The following is a 13,972-nucleotide window of genomic DNA, read 5'->3' on the forward strand; positions in this document are numbered from 1 at the left end:
GTTTACTCTCCTTGTCTTTTGATATTTTTTGTCTTGGTTGTTTTCGGTCTCGATTTAAATAGCCCTATCGGTAAACGAACGTACGTATCCTTTAAGTCTGAAAACGGTGAAGACAAAACAGGTGTGAAATAGTCGAAACCAAAGGTCTTTAATTGCATCAAGTGGCAAAGCACAAATAAATAGCACATGATTAAGCCGTATAACCCAAACATCGCTGAACTGAAAATCGCCATAAACCGCAGAATTCGTAATGGGAAGCTAAAGTCATATGAGGGTGCAGTAAAATCGGCCAAGGCAGTCAGTGACACAATAATGACCATTAATGCACTGACGATATTGGCTTGTACAGCTGCCTGCCCAATAATGACACCGCCAATCAGTCCAATCGTCTGCCCAATCGCCCTCGGAAGGCGAAGCCCGGCTTCCCGCAGCAGTTCAATCGTAAACGACATGAGGATGGCTTCAACGACAGGAGAGAAGGGAACATTTTGCCGGCTACCTGCGATGGTGAGTGCCATTCGTGTTGGTAATAAGCCGGGATGATAGGAAACAAGGGCGATGTAGAGTCCTGGTAAAAAAATAGTCAGCAGTACCGCAATATAACGGAGTAAACGTAAAAGGGTGGCGCTTGTCCACCTCTGATAATAATCCTCTGGCGATTGCATCAAGGCAGTCAGTGTCATAGGCATGATGAGCGCAAAAGGCGTACCGTTGAGTAAAATGGAAATCTTCCCTTCAAGCACAGCGGCGATCACCCGGTCAGGGCGTTCTGTGTTTTGAATCTGTGGAAAAATGGAGACGTGACTGTCCTCGATTAGCTGTTCGATATAGCCGGTTTCAGGGATATCGTCCATTTTGATTCGCTTCATGCGAGATTGAACATCTTCTACTAGTTTGGGATCTGCAATATCACGAACATACACGAGAGCGGCAGACTTCTTGTTACGAGTACCTATGTTTACCTTTTGAATGACAAGGTTCGGATCGTTTGCCCGTTCACGAAGTAAAGCTGTGTTTTTTTCAAGGTTCTCAATAAATCCAATCCGTGGCCCTCTTACAAGGACTTCAGATTGCGGCTCCTCTACTTCTCTAAATTGAAAAAGATTTGTTTGGAGCGCAAGCGCTTGCGTCGCTCCATCCACAAATAAAATAGCCCTGCCGCTATATAACTGCTCAATGGCAAGGTTTATATCTACCAGTACTTCATTTTGAATGCCAAAGAATGTTTTAGAAAGGGAAGGAAGTGTAGTGTGATCGACTTCAGTGATCTTCAGTTCCTTTTGCATTGGTGAAATGATTTGTTTGGAAAGCATCTCGAATTCTGTGAGTCCTTCAACGTACACGAGACATGCAGAGATAGTGGAAGGACCAAATGAAAAAGAATGGAACACGATATCATCACTTTTCCCCGCAAAGCTTTTGACGCGCTTGATGACGGACTGTATATCTGGTTCAATACGACTTTTCATATTACCTCACCCTCATATCATGTTTTTTATAGAGTGACTCGGAAGGGGGAGAATTATGCAAATAGAAAAAAGAGAATCCCTGAAAATAGGAATTCTCTCCATATGTTTATCTCGCAAGCCAGCCGCCATCTACGGCTAAAATATGACCGTTCATATAATCGGAGGCGGGTGAGCTGAGGAATACGGCGGCACCGGCTAGATCCTCAGGCCGTCCCCAGCGTCCAGCAGGGATTCGTTTGAGAATCTCTTCATTCCGATTCTCATCGTCCCGAATGGCTTGCGTGTTATTGGTTGCAATATAACCTGGGGCAATCGCATTCACCTGAATGTGCTGGCTTGCCCATTCATTTGCAAAAGCTTTCGTCAACCCTGCGACTGCATGCTTACTCGCCGTATAGGCCGGGACAAAGACACCGCCTTGAAACGATAGAAGCGAGGCGATATTGACGATTTTTCCCTGCCCTTTTTTCAGCATCTGCTGTCCGACCTTTTGCGTGAGGAAAAAGAGACTGTTCATATTCACATTGATGACCGTATGCCAGTCTTCCTCTGAATAATGAGCCGCTTGCTCTCTTTTAATAGTACCAGCATTATTGATTAAAATATCAATTGTATGCTGTTTTAAAAGGGCATCGATATCCTGCTGAGCAGACGGAGGATCTGCAAAGTCTACTTGAACCGCATGAAATGATCTGCCCGTCTGTTCAACAAGCGATTTTGTTTCATCAAGGGGTGTATGGTGGTATGTGCCAATGATATCTGCACCTGAACTGGCAAGCGCCACAGCGATGCTTTGACCAATACCAGTTCCAGGACCTGTGACAAGAGCTGTTTTGCCTTCAAGGGAAAAGAGGGACGCTACATAGGATGTCGTCGTCATCTCATTACCTCAACTGGTCCATTGGGACAAAGTCCATATCTTTGAACGTGTAATTTTCTCCCGCCATTGCCCAAATAAATGAATAATTCGCTGTACCTGAGCCTGAATGAATGGACCACGCAGGTGAAATGACCGCTTCTTCATTTGCAACAACGAGATGTCTCGTTTCAGATGGCTCCCCCATAAAATGAAAGACACGTGCATCTTCTTCTATATCAAGATATAAGTACACTTCCATCCGCCGATCATGAATATGAGCAGGCATCGTGTTCCATGTGTTGTTGGTTTCAAGCTGAGTAATCCCCATCATCAGCTGACAGCTTTGGATGCCGTCTGCATGGATGACTTGATACAGATTTCGTACGTTTGAGGCCGCCGCTTCCCCTAAGTGATTCGGTGTTAAGTCAGCGATGGCTGCCTTTTGCGTAGGGTACGCTCTATGAGCAGTGGCTGACACAAGATAGAACTTGGCCTGCTCGCCTGATGAGCTAGCAAATTCTACATGTTCGTGTCCAAGTCCAATATATAAGAAATCTTTATGCTCCAGCACAAAAGACTCACCATCGACTGTGACCGTTCCCTGCCCGCCGACATTCACGATGCCAATCTCCCGTCTTTCAAGGAAATAATCCGTACGTAAAAAGTCGCCGGCATCCAATTTGATCGGTTCTGATTTTGGCATGACGCCACCAATCACCACGCGATCCTCATGCGAATAATACAGCTTCAATTCACCACTGACAAATAGTGTAGGAATATGAAAATGACGACGAAGTTCCTCTGTTGTAAAACGCTTGACCTGCTCAGGATGTACAGCATAACGATTTTCCATTTAAGATAAGCCTCCCTTTCCATCTGAAACAACATATGGATATTTTATTTGGTATCGGTTTCAAGGAAAATTTTAGAGGAAAAAGAGAGCGGCGTCAACCGTTAATTTGAAATCGTTTTCTTTATTTATATAAAAGGATTTTTCTTCATGATTATAAAAAAAAATCTTCTGATATTCATCAACTTATGATATGCTCTTTTTAAGTTTATTTGAAATCGGTTTCGAAACAAATCAGAAGATCGAACGTGGGAGTTTTTTGAATGAAAGAGAAAAAGCAAACGAAGGTCACCATTAACGAAGTTGCAGCTTATGCAGGTGTCTCAAAATCAACTGTATCCAGGTACATCAATGGCAGAACAAATGAAATTTCTACTGAAAAAGTAAAAAAGATTAAAAAAGCCATTGATGAGCTCCATTATCGTCCGAGTCAGCTTGCTCAAGGGCTGAAAGTAAGAAAAAGCAAGGTCATTGGTTTTATTGTGGCCGATATTACGAATCCTTTCTCTGTGGCGACACTTCGCGGTGTTGAAGAAATTTGTGATGAATATGGTTACAGCATCATGGTGTGCAACACAGATAATCGTCCAGAAAAAGAACGAGAAATGCTTCTGAAGCTGAATGCGCATTATATTGAAGGGCTGATCATCAATACGACTGGTCAAAACAATGACATTCTGCAAGATTTTAAGAAAAACGGTGTACCGATTGTTCTTGTGGACCGTAAATTACCTGAACTCAAGGTCGACACTGTGACAACGAATAACCGAGATATCACGATTCGTCTACTCCATCAAATGTATGAAAAAGGCTACGAGCACATCGCTTTCTTTACTGAGCCGGTCGATGGGATTAGTCCTCGTGAAGAACGGAAAGAAGCATATGAACAGACGGTCATGAGTAAACATAAGAAGCCCATGATTGCAGAAATCAATTTGAAGCAAAAGGAACAAATGCGGCATGAGGTTCGTCGTTTTTTACAATCAAACAACCAGAAAAAAGCAATTTTAGCCGGCAATGGATTACTCATGCTGAAGCTCATCAGTGAACTCGTGGAGCTTGGGGTAAAGATTCCTGAGGAGACAGGCATTGCCGGATTTGATGATACAGAATGGTATAAGCTGATAGGTCCAGGAATCACAACGGTTGCACAGCCATCTCATGAAATGGGGAAAGCAGCCATGCAAAAAATCAAAACGCGGCTTGAAGGGGATGAAAGTGCTCCCCAAACCATTCAACTCGATGGTGAAATCATGGTGAGAAAATCTATATAAGCGAAGGCAGAGAAGAGTATCCATACGTGCATGCTCTCTCTTTTTCAACTAATTTGAAACCGGTACCAAGAAAGGGGAGAATGGAGTGAAAGCATTGGATGTGATCACATTTGGGGAATCAATGGCGATGTTTTATGCAAAAGAAATTGGGGAGCTTCATCAAGTGAATACGTTCCAAAAAGCACTTGCTGGTGCAGAGAGTAACGTCGCTATCGGCTTGGCAAGGTTAGGCTTTGAGGTAGGCTGGATGAGCAAAGTCGGAGCAGACTCACTTGGCACATTTGTTTTAGAAGAGCTTCAAAAAGAAGGGGTCGATACAAATGCAGTGCTCCGTTCAAATGATGGGTCTCAAACGGGGATATTGCTGAAATCAAAAGTCATCAATGGAGATCCGGATGTGACGTATTACCGGAAAGGCTCTGCTGCGAGCACCATGAATCCAAGCGACTTTCCTTCCGCCTATTTTAATCAGGCCGGACACCTTCATTTGACAGGCATTCCACCTGCAGTGTCCAGTGAAATGAGAGCGTTCTCTTTTCATGCCCTAAAAGAAATGAAGGGAGCAGGAAAAACGATTTCATTTGACCCGAACCTTAGGTTTCAGCTTTGGGAAGAGGAAGAAGATATGATTCATACGGTGAACCAGATGGCTTCTCAAGTAGATTGGTTTTTCCCCGGACTTGCAGAAGGGCAAAGACTCACTGGGTGTCATGAGCCGGAAGAGATTGCAGACGTTTATTTGCAAAAAGGTGTCAAACTCGTGGTCATTAAGCTCGGAGCGGAAGGTGCCTTTTTTAAAAGTGCAGCCGGTCAAGGCATTGTCGAGGGTTTTCATGTTCAAGATGTCGTTGATACGGTTGGTGCTGGTGATGGATTTGCAGTTGGGGTCATTAGTGGCCTGCTTGACGGCTTATCATATGAAAAATCCGTGACAAGGGGTAATGCCATTGGGGCACTTGCGGTTATGTCGCCAGGAGATCATGATGGACTGCCTACGCGGGAGAAGCTTCAGGCATTTATGAAAGAAGCAAAACGATATCAAAGGCGAAACGAAATGAAGGAGGATGAGAAGTATGGGAAAGTCAGCAAGTTTGAGCGTTAAAGAGCAGCTTTCGGCTTGTAAACTGATTGCAGTAGTTAGAGCAGATAGTGAGGCAGAGGGGCTAGGGATGATTGAGCGTTTAAAGAAAAAAGGGGTGCGTGCCATTGAAGTGACGTATACTACCCCAAATGCCGAACGCATCATCGCATCCTTTCGGCATGAGCAAGACCTCATTGTTGGAGCGGGAACCATTACGACACTTGAACAGGCACAATCAGCCATTGAGGCAGGCTCTCAGTTTATTGTCAGCCCGGGATATCTTCCTGTAATCGGAGAGCATCTATCCTTTCACGATACACTCTATGTACCAGGTGTCCTGACCCCGAGTGAAATCATGCAGGCAAAAGCCAATGGATACAGTTTGTTAAAACTTTTTCCGAGCGGCTCCTTCGGTTTGTCCTATATGAAAAACTTACAAGGTCCATTTCCTGAAATTGAATTCATTCCAACTGGCGGTATTCATCCAGTTGATGTCCCTAAATGGCTCGAAGCAGGAGCAGTGGCCGTAGGTGTCGGCAGCCAGCTTGAAAGCAGTACAGCAGAAGAATTACAAGCTGTTCTCTCCTCATCCATCATATAGATGACAACAAACAACTGGCTCATGGATGCCGGTTGTTTGTTCGTTTATCTGACATCATAGCGGGGAAGACGCACCTTTTCACGTACAATGTGTATAAAGGAGAGATTGGTATGTACATTCAACAAGATGAACTAAAAGATGGACGGATAGAACAGTTGATTGCCGGCCATTTAGTAGAGATGAAGAAGCATTCACCGCCAGAAAGCATTCATGCTCTTCCACTAGATGATTTGAAAAAAGAAGATGTCACAGTGTGGAGTGTGTGGGATGGGGAGTCGCTTCTTGGCTGCGGAGCCATCAAGGAGTTATCAAGTGAACATGGGGAACTCAAATCAATGAGGACAGCGGCAGCCCATATGCGAAAAGGGGTAGCGAAGCATCTGCTTACCCATCTTCTCCAAGAGGCGAAGAAGCGAGGCTATACACGAGTCAGCCTTGAAACGGGTGCGATTGCTTTCTTTGAACCGGCAAGAAAATTATATGAAAGCTTTGGGTTTCAATATTGCCCGCCTTTTGGTTCATATCAAGAAGATCCAAACAGTTTATTTATGACAAAGGAATTATAGAGGTCGAGAGAGTATGCTTTTATAAGCAGCTCTTTTTTTTATGCGGTAACAATGGAAGGAGGGGGATATGCGTGAAATGGTCTAAGTGGATTGGAATGGGCGCATTTCTCACATTTTGTGTGGTATCCGTGGGTTTTTTATGTGTATTAGGTCTAGATCTAGTTAAAATTGAAAGCGCTTCCGAAAAGGCGGTGTCAACATATCAATATCACTTTGTCCTTGTGCCGGAGGAACTTGATAATGAATATTGGCAATTGGTGCAAAAGGGAGCTGCTGATGCGGCTGAAGTTCATCGTGTGTATCTTGAATATCTAGGTCCAAAGCAGGCTGATGTAGATGATCACCTGAAAACCATTGATATGGCGATTGCCGGGCATGTAGATGGCATTATGACGCAGGGACTTGATGCGACGAAATACAAGCCTCTCTTTCAAAAAGCGAGGGAAAAAGGGATTGATGTCGTCACAGTCGATACCGATGCAGAGGAGAGCAAGCGCCAAGTGTATGTTGGAACGGATAATTATTATTCAGGTTTTATTGCAGGACAGGCGCTCATCGCAGATACAAAAGGCGAACAGTATGTTGGCATTGTCACGGGGCGGCTTGATGCGATCCACCAGAAGCTTCGCGTGAAGGGATTTCGAGATGCAGTTTCTGCTGAAAAACGCATTCATCTTGTTGGCATAGAAGAATCAGCCATTACGAAATCAGGGGCTTCCGGTGCTGCGTATAAACTACTAAACGATCATGCGGAGCTCACTGCATTTTATGGAACAAGTGCATTAGACGGTGTAGGCATCATTCAAGCAACAGAGCAATATCGATCTTCTGCTGATTTTTATGTGCTCGCATTTGACACTTTGCCTGATACGATTCAGGCGCTTGATGAAGGAGAAATTGATGCGGTGGTCGTGCAGCATCCTTATGAAATGGGCTACCAAGCGGTTGAATCACTTGTTCGTTTGCAAAAAGGTGAAAAAGAAGAGCCGCTTCAGTACACGGGAACCAGTGTGATTCGGCGGAAGGACCTGCCTCTTTATCAAGCAGAAAAGCTGCAGGGGGTTCAGCCATGAAGCGGATTCGAAGTAAATTATTATTGGCATTTTTAATCCTTGTGCTCCTTGGCAACGTGGCCGCTTTTTTTGTTTATTGGAGCAGCTCGAAAATAACATCAGAATATAGCAAGAGCTTTCGTTCCTTTCTCCTGCTGAATGATATATCGACAGAAGCAAAAACGATGTATGAAAAGGTCAATGCCTATGCCATTGAAAAGGACCGACAGTTTGCTAAAGAATATGGTGAATCGAAACAGAAAATGACGTCCTATGATCAGATGCTCCTGAAAGATGCAGGGCTTCATGCCGCAATTCCCTCCATTGAAAAATATCAATATATGATGCGGACGCTCATGAATGAAAGTGATGCGACCATGACTCATGTCAAAGAAGGGAAAATCAAAGAATATGCTGCAAGTGTGAAAGAAGTAAGAACCGTCTCCTCTTATATACAAGAGCAGACGATGACCCTTCTGGATGATGAATTATCTGAGTATCAGGTACTCTATCAATCACTTCAAAAAAGACATCATACGTATGCGCTCTTTACTCTGTGCCTGTTTACGTTATCCATAGGGATCGCATTATGGATGGCTTATATGATTGCTGGCGGAATCTCAAGACCAATTGTTCATCTATCTCGGAGTGCCAAAGAAGTATCAGAAGGTCATTTTGATGGGCCGAATTTGCATGTGACATCAAAGGACGAAATCTCTGTGTTAAATGATGCCTTTCAACGAATGCGGCAAGAGATGAAGGTGATGATTGAAGAGATGAAACAAAAGGCTGCCTTAGATCAAAAAATCAAAGACATGAAGTTGAAAACACTGCAAAACCAAATGAATCCACACTTTTTATTTAATACATTAAACATCGTATCACGTATGGCTTACTTAGAGTCAGCTGATGCGACATCGAAATTGATTCAATCTGTTTCTACACTGATGCGGTATTCGTTATCTCCTCTCAGCACGTCCGTCACGTTAGAACAAGAGGTGAAAGTGGTCAAAGAATATTTTCATATACAAGAAACGAGATTTGCCGATCGCATTACATGTAAAACGACCATAGATGAGTCATGTCTATCTGTTCATATTCCAAGTCTCACCTTACAGCCGCTTGTCGAAAATGCCTTTATTCATGGGGTAGAACCAAAGGAGGAGAACGGGCTTGTTAAGCTCTCTATCTATCGAGACAAAGGCTTTGTGATGATTCGGATTCAGGATAATGGACTTGGAATCAGTGATAGAGAGAAAAAGAGATTGCTATCGCAAGAAGAGGATGATTCGAACACACTCAGTAAAGGCCACTCGACAGGGATTGGTCTTCGAAATGTGATATCAAGACTGCGTTTATTTTACGGGGTGCAGGATGCGCTTCAAATTGATTCAAAGCCAAATGAAGGCACCACCATTCAATTGGCGATTCCGATAAAGGAGGAACGAGCATGTTGAACGTGCTGATTGTAGATGATGAAAAAATTGAGCGGATGGCGATGCGTAAGTTCATGACCGAATGGCTGCCAGAGTGTCATATTGCAGGGGAAGCTGAGAATGGAAAGAAAGCGGTTGAATTTGTACGATCAGAGCCAGTTGACCTTGTGCTCATGGATATTCAGATGCCTGGCATGGATGGACTGACAGCGATCAAACAGATCAAAGCAAGCTGTCCATACACAAAATTTATTATGCTGACAGCCTACGATACGTTTGATTACGCCAAGCAAGCCATGCAGGAAGGGGTCAAACAATACCTCGTCAAACCAGCTGACAAAGACGAAACCATTAAAGTCATTCGGTCTGTTGCAGCTGAAATTCAGCGGGAGGCTTCTCAGCGGCAGGAAGAAGCAGTCATTCAGCAGTCAAAGTGGCTGGAAGCCCATGTATTCAACGGACAGCCTGATACCTCGATGGAGTTTGAGCGGCTGTTTCAGGCATTTAAAGCAGGCCTCGTCATCGCTGTTCAGCGGACTGGCGGGGATCAGTTACTGATTGATTTACAGAAATCCGCTCTTTTTAATGCGGTGCCTATTCAGGCGGGCGGCGGGCTGATGACGTGCTTTATTTATAGCCATCAAGCACCGGGGCAGCTAAAGGCGGACGTACTTCAAGCCATTCGAGCTGCCATGACAAGAGAACAGCCTTCCCCTGTCGTTGGCATGGGACACCCAGTCTCCAACCCGCTTCATCTTCAAAAAAGTGCAGCAGAGGCTAAGCTGTCCTATTATCAGCGCAAAAAGGATGGCGGCGTTGTTCGTTATGGTTTTTACAACACAGAGCTGCAATCCATTCCATTAATGAATCTGCCGGAGCTTGCCGATGACATGATGCTTGCACTAGAAGAAGGGAGGAGAGAGGACGCCCTAGCATATTATGATGCCTTTTATTTAGAAGGAGCGACCATTTCACATGTAAAAGAGCTGCTCATCTTATTAAAGTCACGACTTCGAGCAGATTTACCTGTTTTAACGATCACTACGGAAGCAGAATGCCGCCAATGCTGTGAGCATTTATTTGACCTGTATGAAGCAAGAACTCAGACAGTGAATGACATAGAGCGGGCGAAACGATACATTAAAACACATTTTTATGAAAATATCACGCTGGAGCAAACCGCTGCCTATGTCGAATTAAGCCCAACTTATTTCACAAAACGCTTTAAAGATGAGACCGGTCTGACGTTTAAAGAATATGTGACGACCTGCCGGCTGGACAAAATTAAGAAGCTTCTCAAAGACAGTTCGCTTAGTTTAAAAGAAATTACCTATCAAGCAGGATATACAGATCCGAATTACGTCAGTCGTGTCTTTAAGAAAACGGTCGGCTGTTCACCGAAAGAATATCGAAAACAGGTCGTAAAAAAATGAAGAATTTCATAAAAAAGTGAAGAAATTTGCCTGAAAAAAAGCAAGGATCTGCCAGTATACTTATTTTGATAACGCTTACAAAAAAGGGATGGGGGATCCATGATGAAATTTAAATTAGGCTTAACTTTATTGGCACTCTGTATGCTGGTCATCTCTGCTTGCAGTTCATCGACGAACTCAGATGCAAAGAAAGAGGGCGGAGCGGAGAAGCTAGAAATTTTCTCTTGGTGGACTGGTGCAGGTGAGGAAGACGGGCTGAAGGCACTCATTCAATTGTTTGAAGAGAAAAATAAAGACATTCCAATTGAAAATGCAGCTGTCGCTGGTGGCGCTGGTACGAATGCCAAGGCTGTTCTGACGAGCCGGATGCAAGGGAATGATCCGCCAGCTACCTTCCAAGTACATGGCGGGGCAGAGCTGAATGAAAGCTGGGTCGCGGCAGGTAAAATGGAGCCGCTGGATGATCTTTATGAAAAAGAAGGCTGGAAGGACAAATTTCCAGAATCACTGATTGACCTTGTGAGCAAAGATGGGAAAATCTATTCCGTTCCAGTGAATATTCACCGAGGCAATGTGCTTTGGTATAACAAAAAGGTTTTTGAAGATCAAGGCTTAGAGCCGCCCACAACATTTGATGAATTTTTCAAAACAGCAGATGCATTAAAGAAAAAAGGGATTACACCACTTGCGCTTGGAGATAAAGAACCATGGGCAGCTACTCATTTGTTTGAAAGTGTGCTGCTTGGTGTATTAGGCGCAGATGATTATCAGAAACTTTGGACGGGCGACTTGAAACTGGATGACGCCAAGGTGAAGGAAGCGGCAGACATCTTTGGACGTATGCTCGAATACGTCAATGACGATCATAGCTCTCGTAACTGGCAGGATGCCTCACAGCTCGTGGCAAAAGGGGAAGCAGCGATGAATGTTATGGGCGACTGGGCAAAGGGATACTTTGTGAATGATCTGGACTTGAAGGTGAACAAAGACTTCGGATACGTGGCAACGCCTGGTACGGAGGGAAGCTTTATGGTGATCACTGATACATTCGGACTGCCAAAGGGTGTCAAACAGCCAGAAAACGTGAAGAAGTTCTTATCTGTGTTGGGATCTGTGGAAGGTCAGGATGCGTTTAATCCGCTGAAGGGATCCATTCCGGCGCGTGTGGATGCAGATGTATCAAAATATGATGAATATGGAAAATCGGCCATGAAGGCATTTAAAGAGTCAAAGCTGGCGCCGTCCCTCGCACATGGCTCAGCTGCTGAAGAAGGCTTTGTGACGAAGGCAAACCAAGCCGTCAATATTTTCGTGACACAAAAAGACAGCAGTCAGTTTGTTTCTTCTTTAAAAGATGCAATGAAATAAAGTCTAAAGAGGCGGCCGATAGGCACCGCCTCTTTTTTAAAAAGGAGTGTAGCTTCATGCGCATGGACACATCGCCGATCACAAAAACACCAGCGGCAAAAGTGAAACGTGTTCGGAAAAAATGGAATGGAGACCAGTTGCTTGCCCTGCTATTTTTAGCACCATCAGCTGTTTTGTTATTCATCTTTGTTTACGGCTTTATTGGCTGGACAGGTTATGTTTCATTAACCAACTGGACGTCGCTTGTTCCTGATTTCTCTTTTGCGGGTATACGCAATTATGTCATGCTGTTTCAAGATTTCCGATTTCAGTCAGATCTTCGGAACACGGTCTTTTTTACACTGTTTTTTATTGGAGCGGTCATTGCTTCAGGGCTTGTACTGGCCATTTTACTAGATCAGAAAATCAAGGGTGAATCACTTTTTCGGAATTTATTCTTCTTTCCAATGGCCCTTTCCTTCGTTGTCACCGGTGTCGTGTGGCAATGGATTTTAAATCCGTCAACTGGCGTGAATCTGTTTTTGAAAACACTTGGCATCCAGCCAAAGTGGTACACTGATACGAACATTTTAGCTGGATTTGTATGGGGGAAAATTGAATTTGGTGTACCAGCTGCAATGATTGCAGTCGTCATTGCAGCTGTGTGGCAAATGACAGGGTTCTCACTAGCGATGTATTTGGCAGGTCTTAGAGGCATCCCAGAGGAAGTGAGAGAGGCTGCTAGAATGGATGGAGCCACTGAGTGGCAAATCTACCGGAAAATCATCTTCCCGCTTTTAAAACCAATTACAGCGAGTGTTATTATTATCATGGCTCATATTTCTTTGAAGATTTTCGATTTGATTTACTCGATGACAGGACCAGGTGCGAACTTTGTCACCGATGTGCCGGGTGTTTATATGTTCGAAATGACCTTTAGAGGAAACCATTATGCAGGCGGTGCCGCCATTGCAATCGTCATGCTGATCTCTGTTGCGGTCTTTATCGTACCGTATCTCCTGTCTAGCCGGAAGGGGGCTTCATCATGACCGCAAGAAGGTTCGTTCGTCCAGTTCTCTATGCGCTGCTGATGTTGTGCAGTCTATTTTTTCTCATGCCTGTCTATGTCATGCTCGTTACAAGCTTAAAGCCATTAGGTGAAGTCACGCTTGAGCGAATGTGGTCGCTTCCGTCTACACTCGATTTTTCAAGCTATCAAATCGCTTTTGAAAAATTATCGCCCAATTTAATGAATTCTCTTTACCTTGTCATTCCTGCTACCTTATTGTCTGCTGTATTAGGTGCGATGAATGGGTATGTACTGTCCAAATGGCGTTTCAAAGGGTCAGAAGTGGTGTTTACGTTGATGCTGTTCGGTATGTTTATTCCGTATCAGAGCATTCTCATTCCACTCATTCAATTTTTACGTGAAATTGGTTTGTATAACTCCATTCCAGGCCTTGTGCTTGTCCATGTCGTATATGGCCTGCCAATCACAACACTTATGTTCCGCAATTTCTATGTGAGCATTCCTGATGAAATGATTGAATCGGCGAAAATGGATGGAGCAGGGTTTATCGGGATCTTCAGACATATGATTCTGCCGCTTTCTATTACGGGATTTGTCGTGGTTGCCATTTGGCAGTTCACAAATGTGTGGAATGAGTTTTTATTTGCGGTCACGATGACCACTGCGGAGCATCAGCCGGTCATGGTTGCCTTGCAAAATCTATCAGGCAGTCAAATTGTACAATGGAATGTCCAGATGGCAGGGGCTATTTTGGCAGCACTGCCGACCCTTTTGGTGTATATTCTGCTTGGAAAATACTTTGTGAAAGGGCTTCTTGCAGGCTCAGTTAAAGGGTGAAACATTTTGGGTGTTATCGTTTTCATTCGGTGTACTGAAAGGATTGACTTCTCTTTAGATAGCGTCATAATAAAAGTTGAGACTTGCTAGTTTTCATCATGCTTGGCAAGGGTTATCAAAGGGTAGCAAAGGGAGGA

Annotated in this window: 13 protein-coding genes; 10 read left to right on the forward strand and 3 right to left on the reverse strand. The window is 44.1% G+C overall.

The window, feature by feature from the left end:
- Positions 1-2: 2 nt before the first annotated feature.
- The 3 genes from BK049_RS10630 to kduI form a co-directional block, all read right to left on the reverse strand.
- Positions 3-1,469 (reverse strand): spore germination protein, encoded by a 1,467-nt coding sequence (locus BK049_RS10630; protein WP_008357577.1) that lies wholly within the window; start codon positions 1,467-1,469, stop codon positions 3-5.
- A gap of 106 nt (positions 1,470-1,575) precedes the next feature.
- Positions 1,576-2,349 (reverse strand): 2-dehydro-3-deoxy-D-gluconate 5-dehydrogenase KduD, encoded by a 774-nt coding sequence (gene kduD / locus BK049_RS10635; protein WP_071168477.1) that lies wholly within the window; start codon positions 2,347-2,349, stop codon positions 1,576-1,578.
- Between the two features lie 4 nt (positions 2,350-2,353).
- Positions 2,354-3,181: a 5-dehydro-4-deoxy-D-glucuronate isomerase gene (gene kduI, locus BK049_RS10640; protein ID WP_008357573.1), complete on the reverse strand. Its 828-nt coding sequence runs from the start codon at positions 3,179-3,181 to the stop codon at positions 2,354-2,356.
- Positions 3,182-3,441: 260 nt separating this feature from the next.
- Between kduI and BK049_RS10645 the strand changes: the two genes are divergently transcribed.
- The 10 genes from BK049_RS10645 to BK049_RS10690 all read left to right on the forward strand — a co-directional run bounded on the left by BK049_RS10645 (position 3,442) and on the right by BK049_RS10690 (position 13,835).
- Positions 3,442-4,452, forward strand: coding sequence for a LacI family DNA-binding transcriptional regulator (locus BK049_RS10645; RefSeq protein ID WP_071168478.1), 1,011 nt, complete (start codon positions 3,442-3,444; stop codon positions 4,450-4,452).
- 85 nt (positions 4,453-4,537) lie between these two features.
- Positions 4,538-5,554, forward strand: a complete 1,017-nt coding sequence (locus tag BK049_RS10650) for a sugar kinase (protein WP_071168479.1) — start codon at positions 4,538-4,540, stop codon at positions 5,552-5,554.
- Positions 5,526-6,134, forward strand: coding sequence for a bifunctional 4-hydroxy-2-oxoglutarate aldolase/2-dehydro-3-deoxy-phosphogluconate aldolase (locus tag BK049_RS10655; RefSeq protein WP_008357566.1), 609 nt, complete (start codon positions 5,526-5,528; stop codon positions 6,132-6,134). The genes BK049_RS10650 and BK049_RS10655 overlap by 29 nt, the downstream gene beginning before the upstream one ends.
- A 110-nt stretch (positions 6,135-6,244) precedes the next feature.
- Positions 6,245-6,700: a GNAT family N-acetyltransferase gene (locus BK049_RS10660; protein WP_071168480.1), complete on the forward strand. Its 456-nt coding sequence runs from the start codon at positions 6,245-6,247 to the stop codon at positions 6,698-6,700.
- A gap of 71 nt (positions 6,701-6,771) precedes the next feature.
- Entirely contained in the window at positions 6,772-7,773 is a 1,002-nt protein-coding gene (locus BK049_RS10665) for a sugar-binding protein (protein WP_071168481.1), read from the forward strand.
- The gene (locus BK049_RS10670; protein WP_008357560.1) at positions 7,770-9,209 is read left to right on the forward strand and encodes a sensor histidine kinase; all 1,440 of its coding nucleotides are present in this window, start codon (positions 7,770-7,772) and stop codon (positions 9,207-9,209) included. Before BK049_RS10665 ends, BK049_RS10670 begins: the two co-directional genes overlap by 4 nt.
- On the forward strand, positions 9,203-10,621 hold the full coding sequence (locus BK049_RS10675) for a response regulator (RefSeq protein ID WP_008357558.1): 1,419 nt from the start codon (positions 9,203-9,205) through the stop codon (positions 10,619-10,621). Before BK049_RS10670 ends, BK049_RS10675 begins: the two co-directional genes overlap by 7 nt.
- Before the next feature lie 99 nt (positions 10,622-10,720).
- Positions 10,721-11,989, forward strand: coding sequence for an ABC transporter substrate-binding protein (locus tag BK049_RS10680; RefSeq protein ID WP_071168482.1), 1,269 nt, complete (start codon positions 10,721-10,723; stop codon positions 11,987-11,989).
- 56 nt (positions 11,990-12,045) lie between these two features.
- A complete protein-coding gene (locus BK049_RS10685; RefSeq protein WP_174549229.1) occupies positions 12,046-13,017 on the forward strand; it encodes a carbohydrate ABC transporter permease in 972 nt (323 codons plus the stop codon).
- Positions 13,014-13,835, forward strand: coding sequence for a carbohydrate ABC transporter permease (locus tag BK049_RS10690; RefSeq protein ID WP_008357551.1), 822 nt, complete (start codon positions 13,014-13,016; stop codon positions 13,833-13,835). The genes BK049_RS10685 and BK049_RS10690 overlap by 4 nt, the downstream gene beginning before the upstream one ends.
- Positions 13,836-13,972: the final 137 nt, after the last annotated feature.

The sequence above is a fragment of the Bacillus xiamenensis genome, from assembly GCF_001857925.1.
In the GTDB taxonomy this organism is placed as follows: Bacteria; Bacillota; Bacilli; order Bacillales; family Bacillaceae; genus Bacillus; species Bacillus xiamenensis.

Coding starts and splice junctions, on each gene's coding strand:
- BK049_RS10680 (WP_071168482.1), top strand. CDS start 10,721: ATGATGAAATTTAAATTAGGCTTAACTTTATTGGCACTCTGTATGCTG.
- BK049_RS10685 (WP_174549229.1), top strand. CDS start 12,046: ATGCGCATGGACACATCGCCGATCACAAAAACACCAGCGGCAAAAGTG.
- BK049_RS10670 (WP_008357560.1), top strand. CDS start 7,770: ATGAAGCGGATTCGAAGTAAATTATTATTGGCATTTTTAATCCTTGTG.
- kduD (WP_071168477.1), bottom strand. CDS start 2,349: ATGACGACGACATCCTATGTAGCGTCCCTCTTTTCCCTTGAAGGCAAA.
- BK049_RS10660 (WP_071168480.1), top strand. CDS start 6,245: ATGTACATTCAACAAGATGAACTAAAAGATGGACGGATAGAACAGTTG.
- BK049_RS10690 (WP_008357551.1), top strand. CDS start 13,014: ATGACCGCAAGAAGGTTCGTTCGTCCAGTTCTCTATGCGCTGCTGATG.
- kduI (WP_008357573.1), bottom strand. CDS start 3,181: ATGGAAAATCGTTATGCTGTACATCCTGAGCAGGTCAAGCGTTTTACA.
- BK049_RS10655 (WP_008357566.1), top strand. CDS start 5,526: ATGGGAAAGTCAGCAAGTTTGAGCGTTAAAGAGCAGCTTTCGGCTTGT.
- BK049_RS10630 (WP_008357577.1), bottom strand. CDS start 1,469: ATGAAAAGTCGTATTGAACCAGATATACAGTCCGTCATCAAGCGCGTC.
- BK049_RS10645 (WP_071168478.1), top strand. CDS start 3,442: ATGAAAGAGAAAAAGCAAACGAAGGTCACCATTAACGAAGTTGCAGCT.
- BK049_RS10675 (WP_008357558.1), top strand. CDS start 9,203: ATGTTGAACGTGCTGATTGTAGATGATGAAAAAATTGAGCGGATGGCG.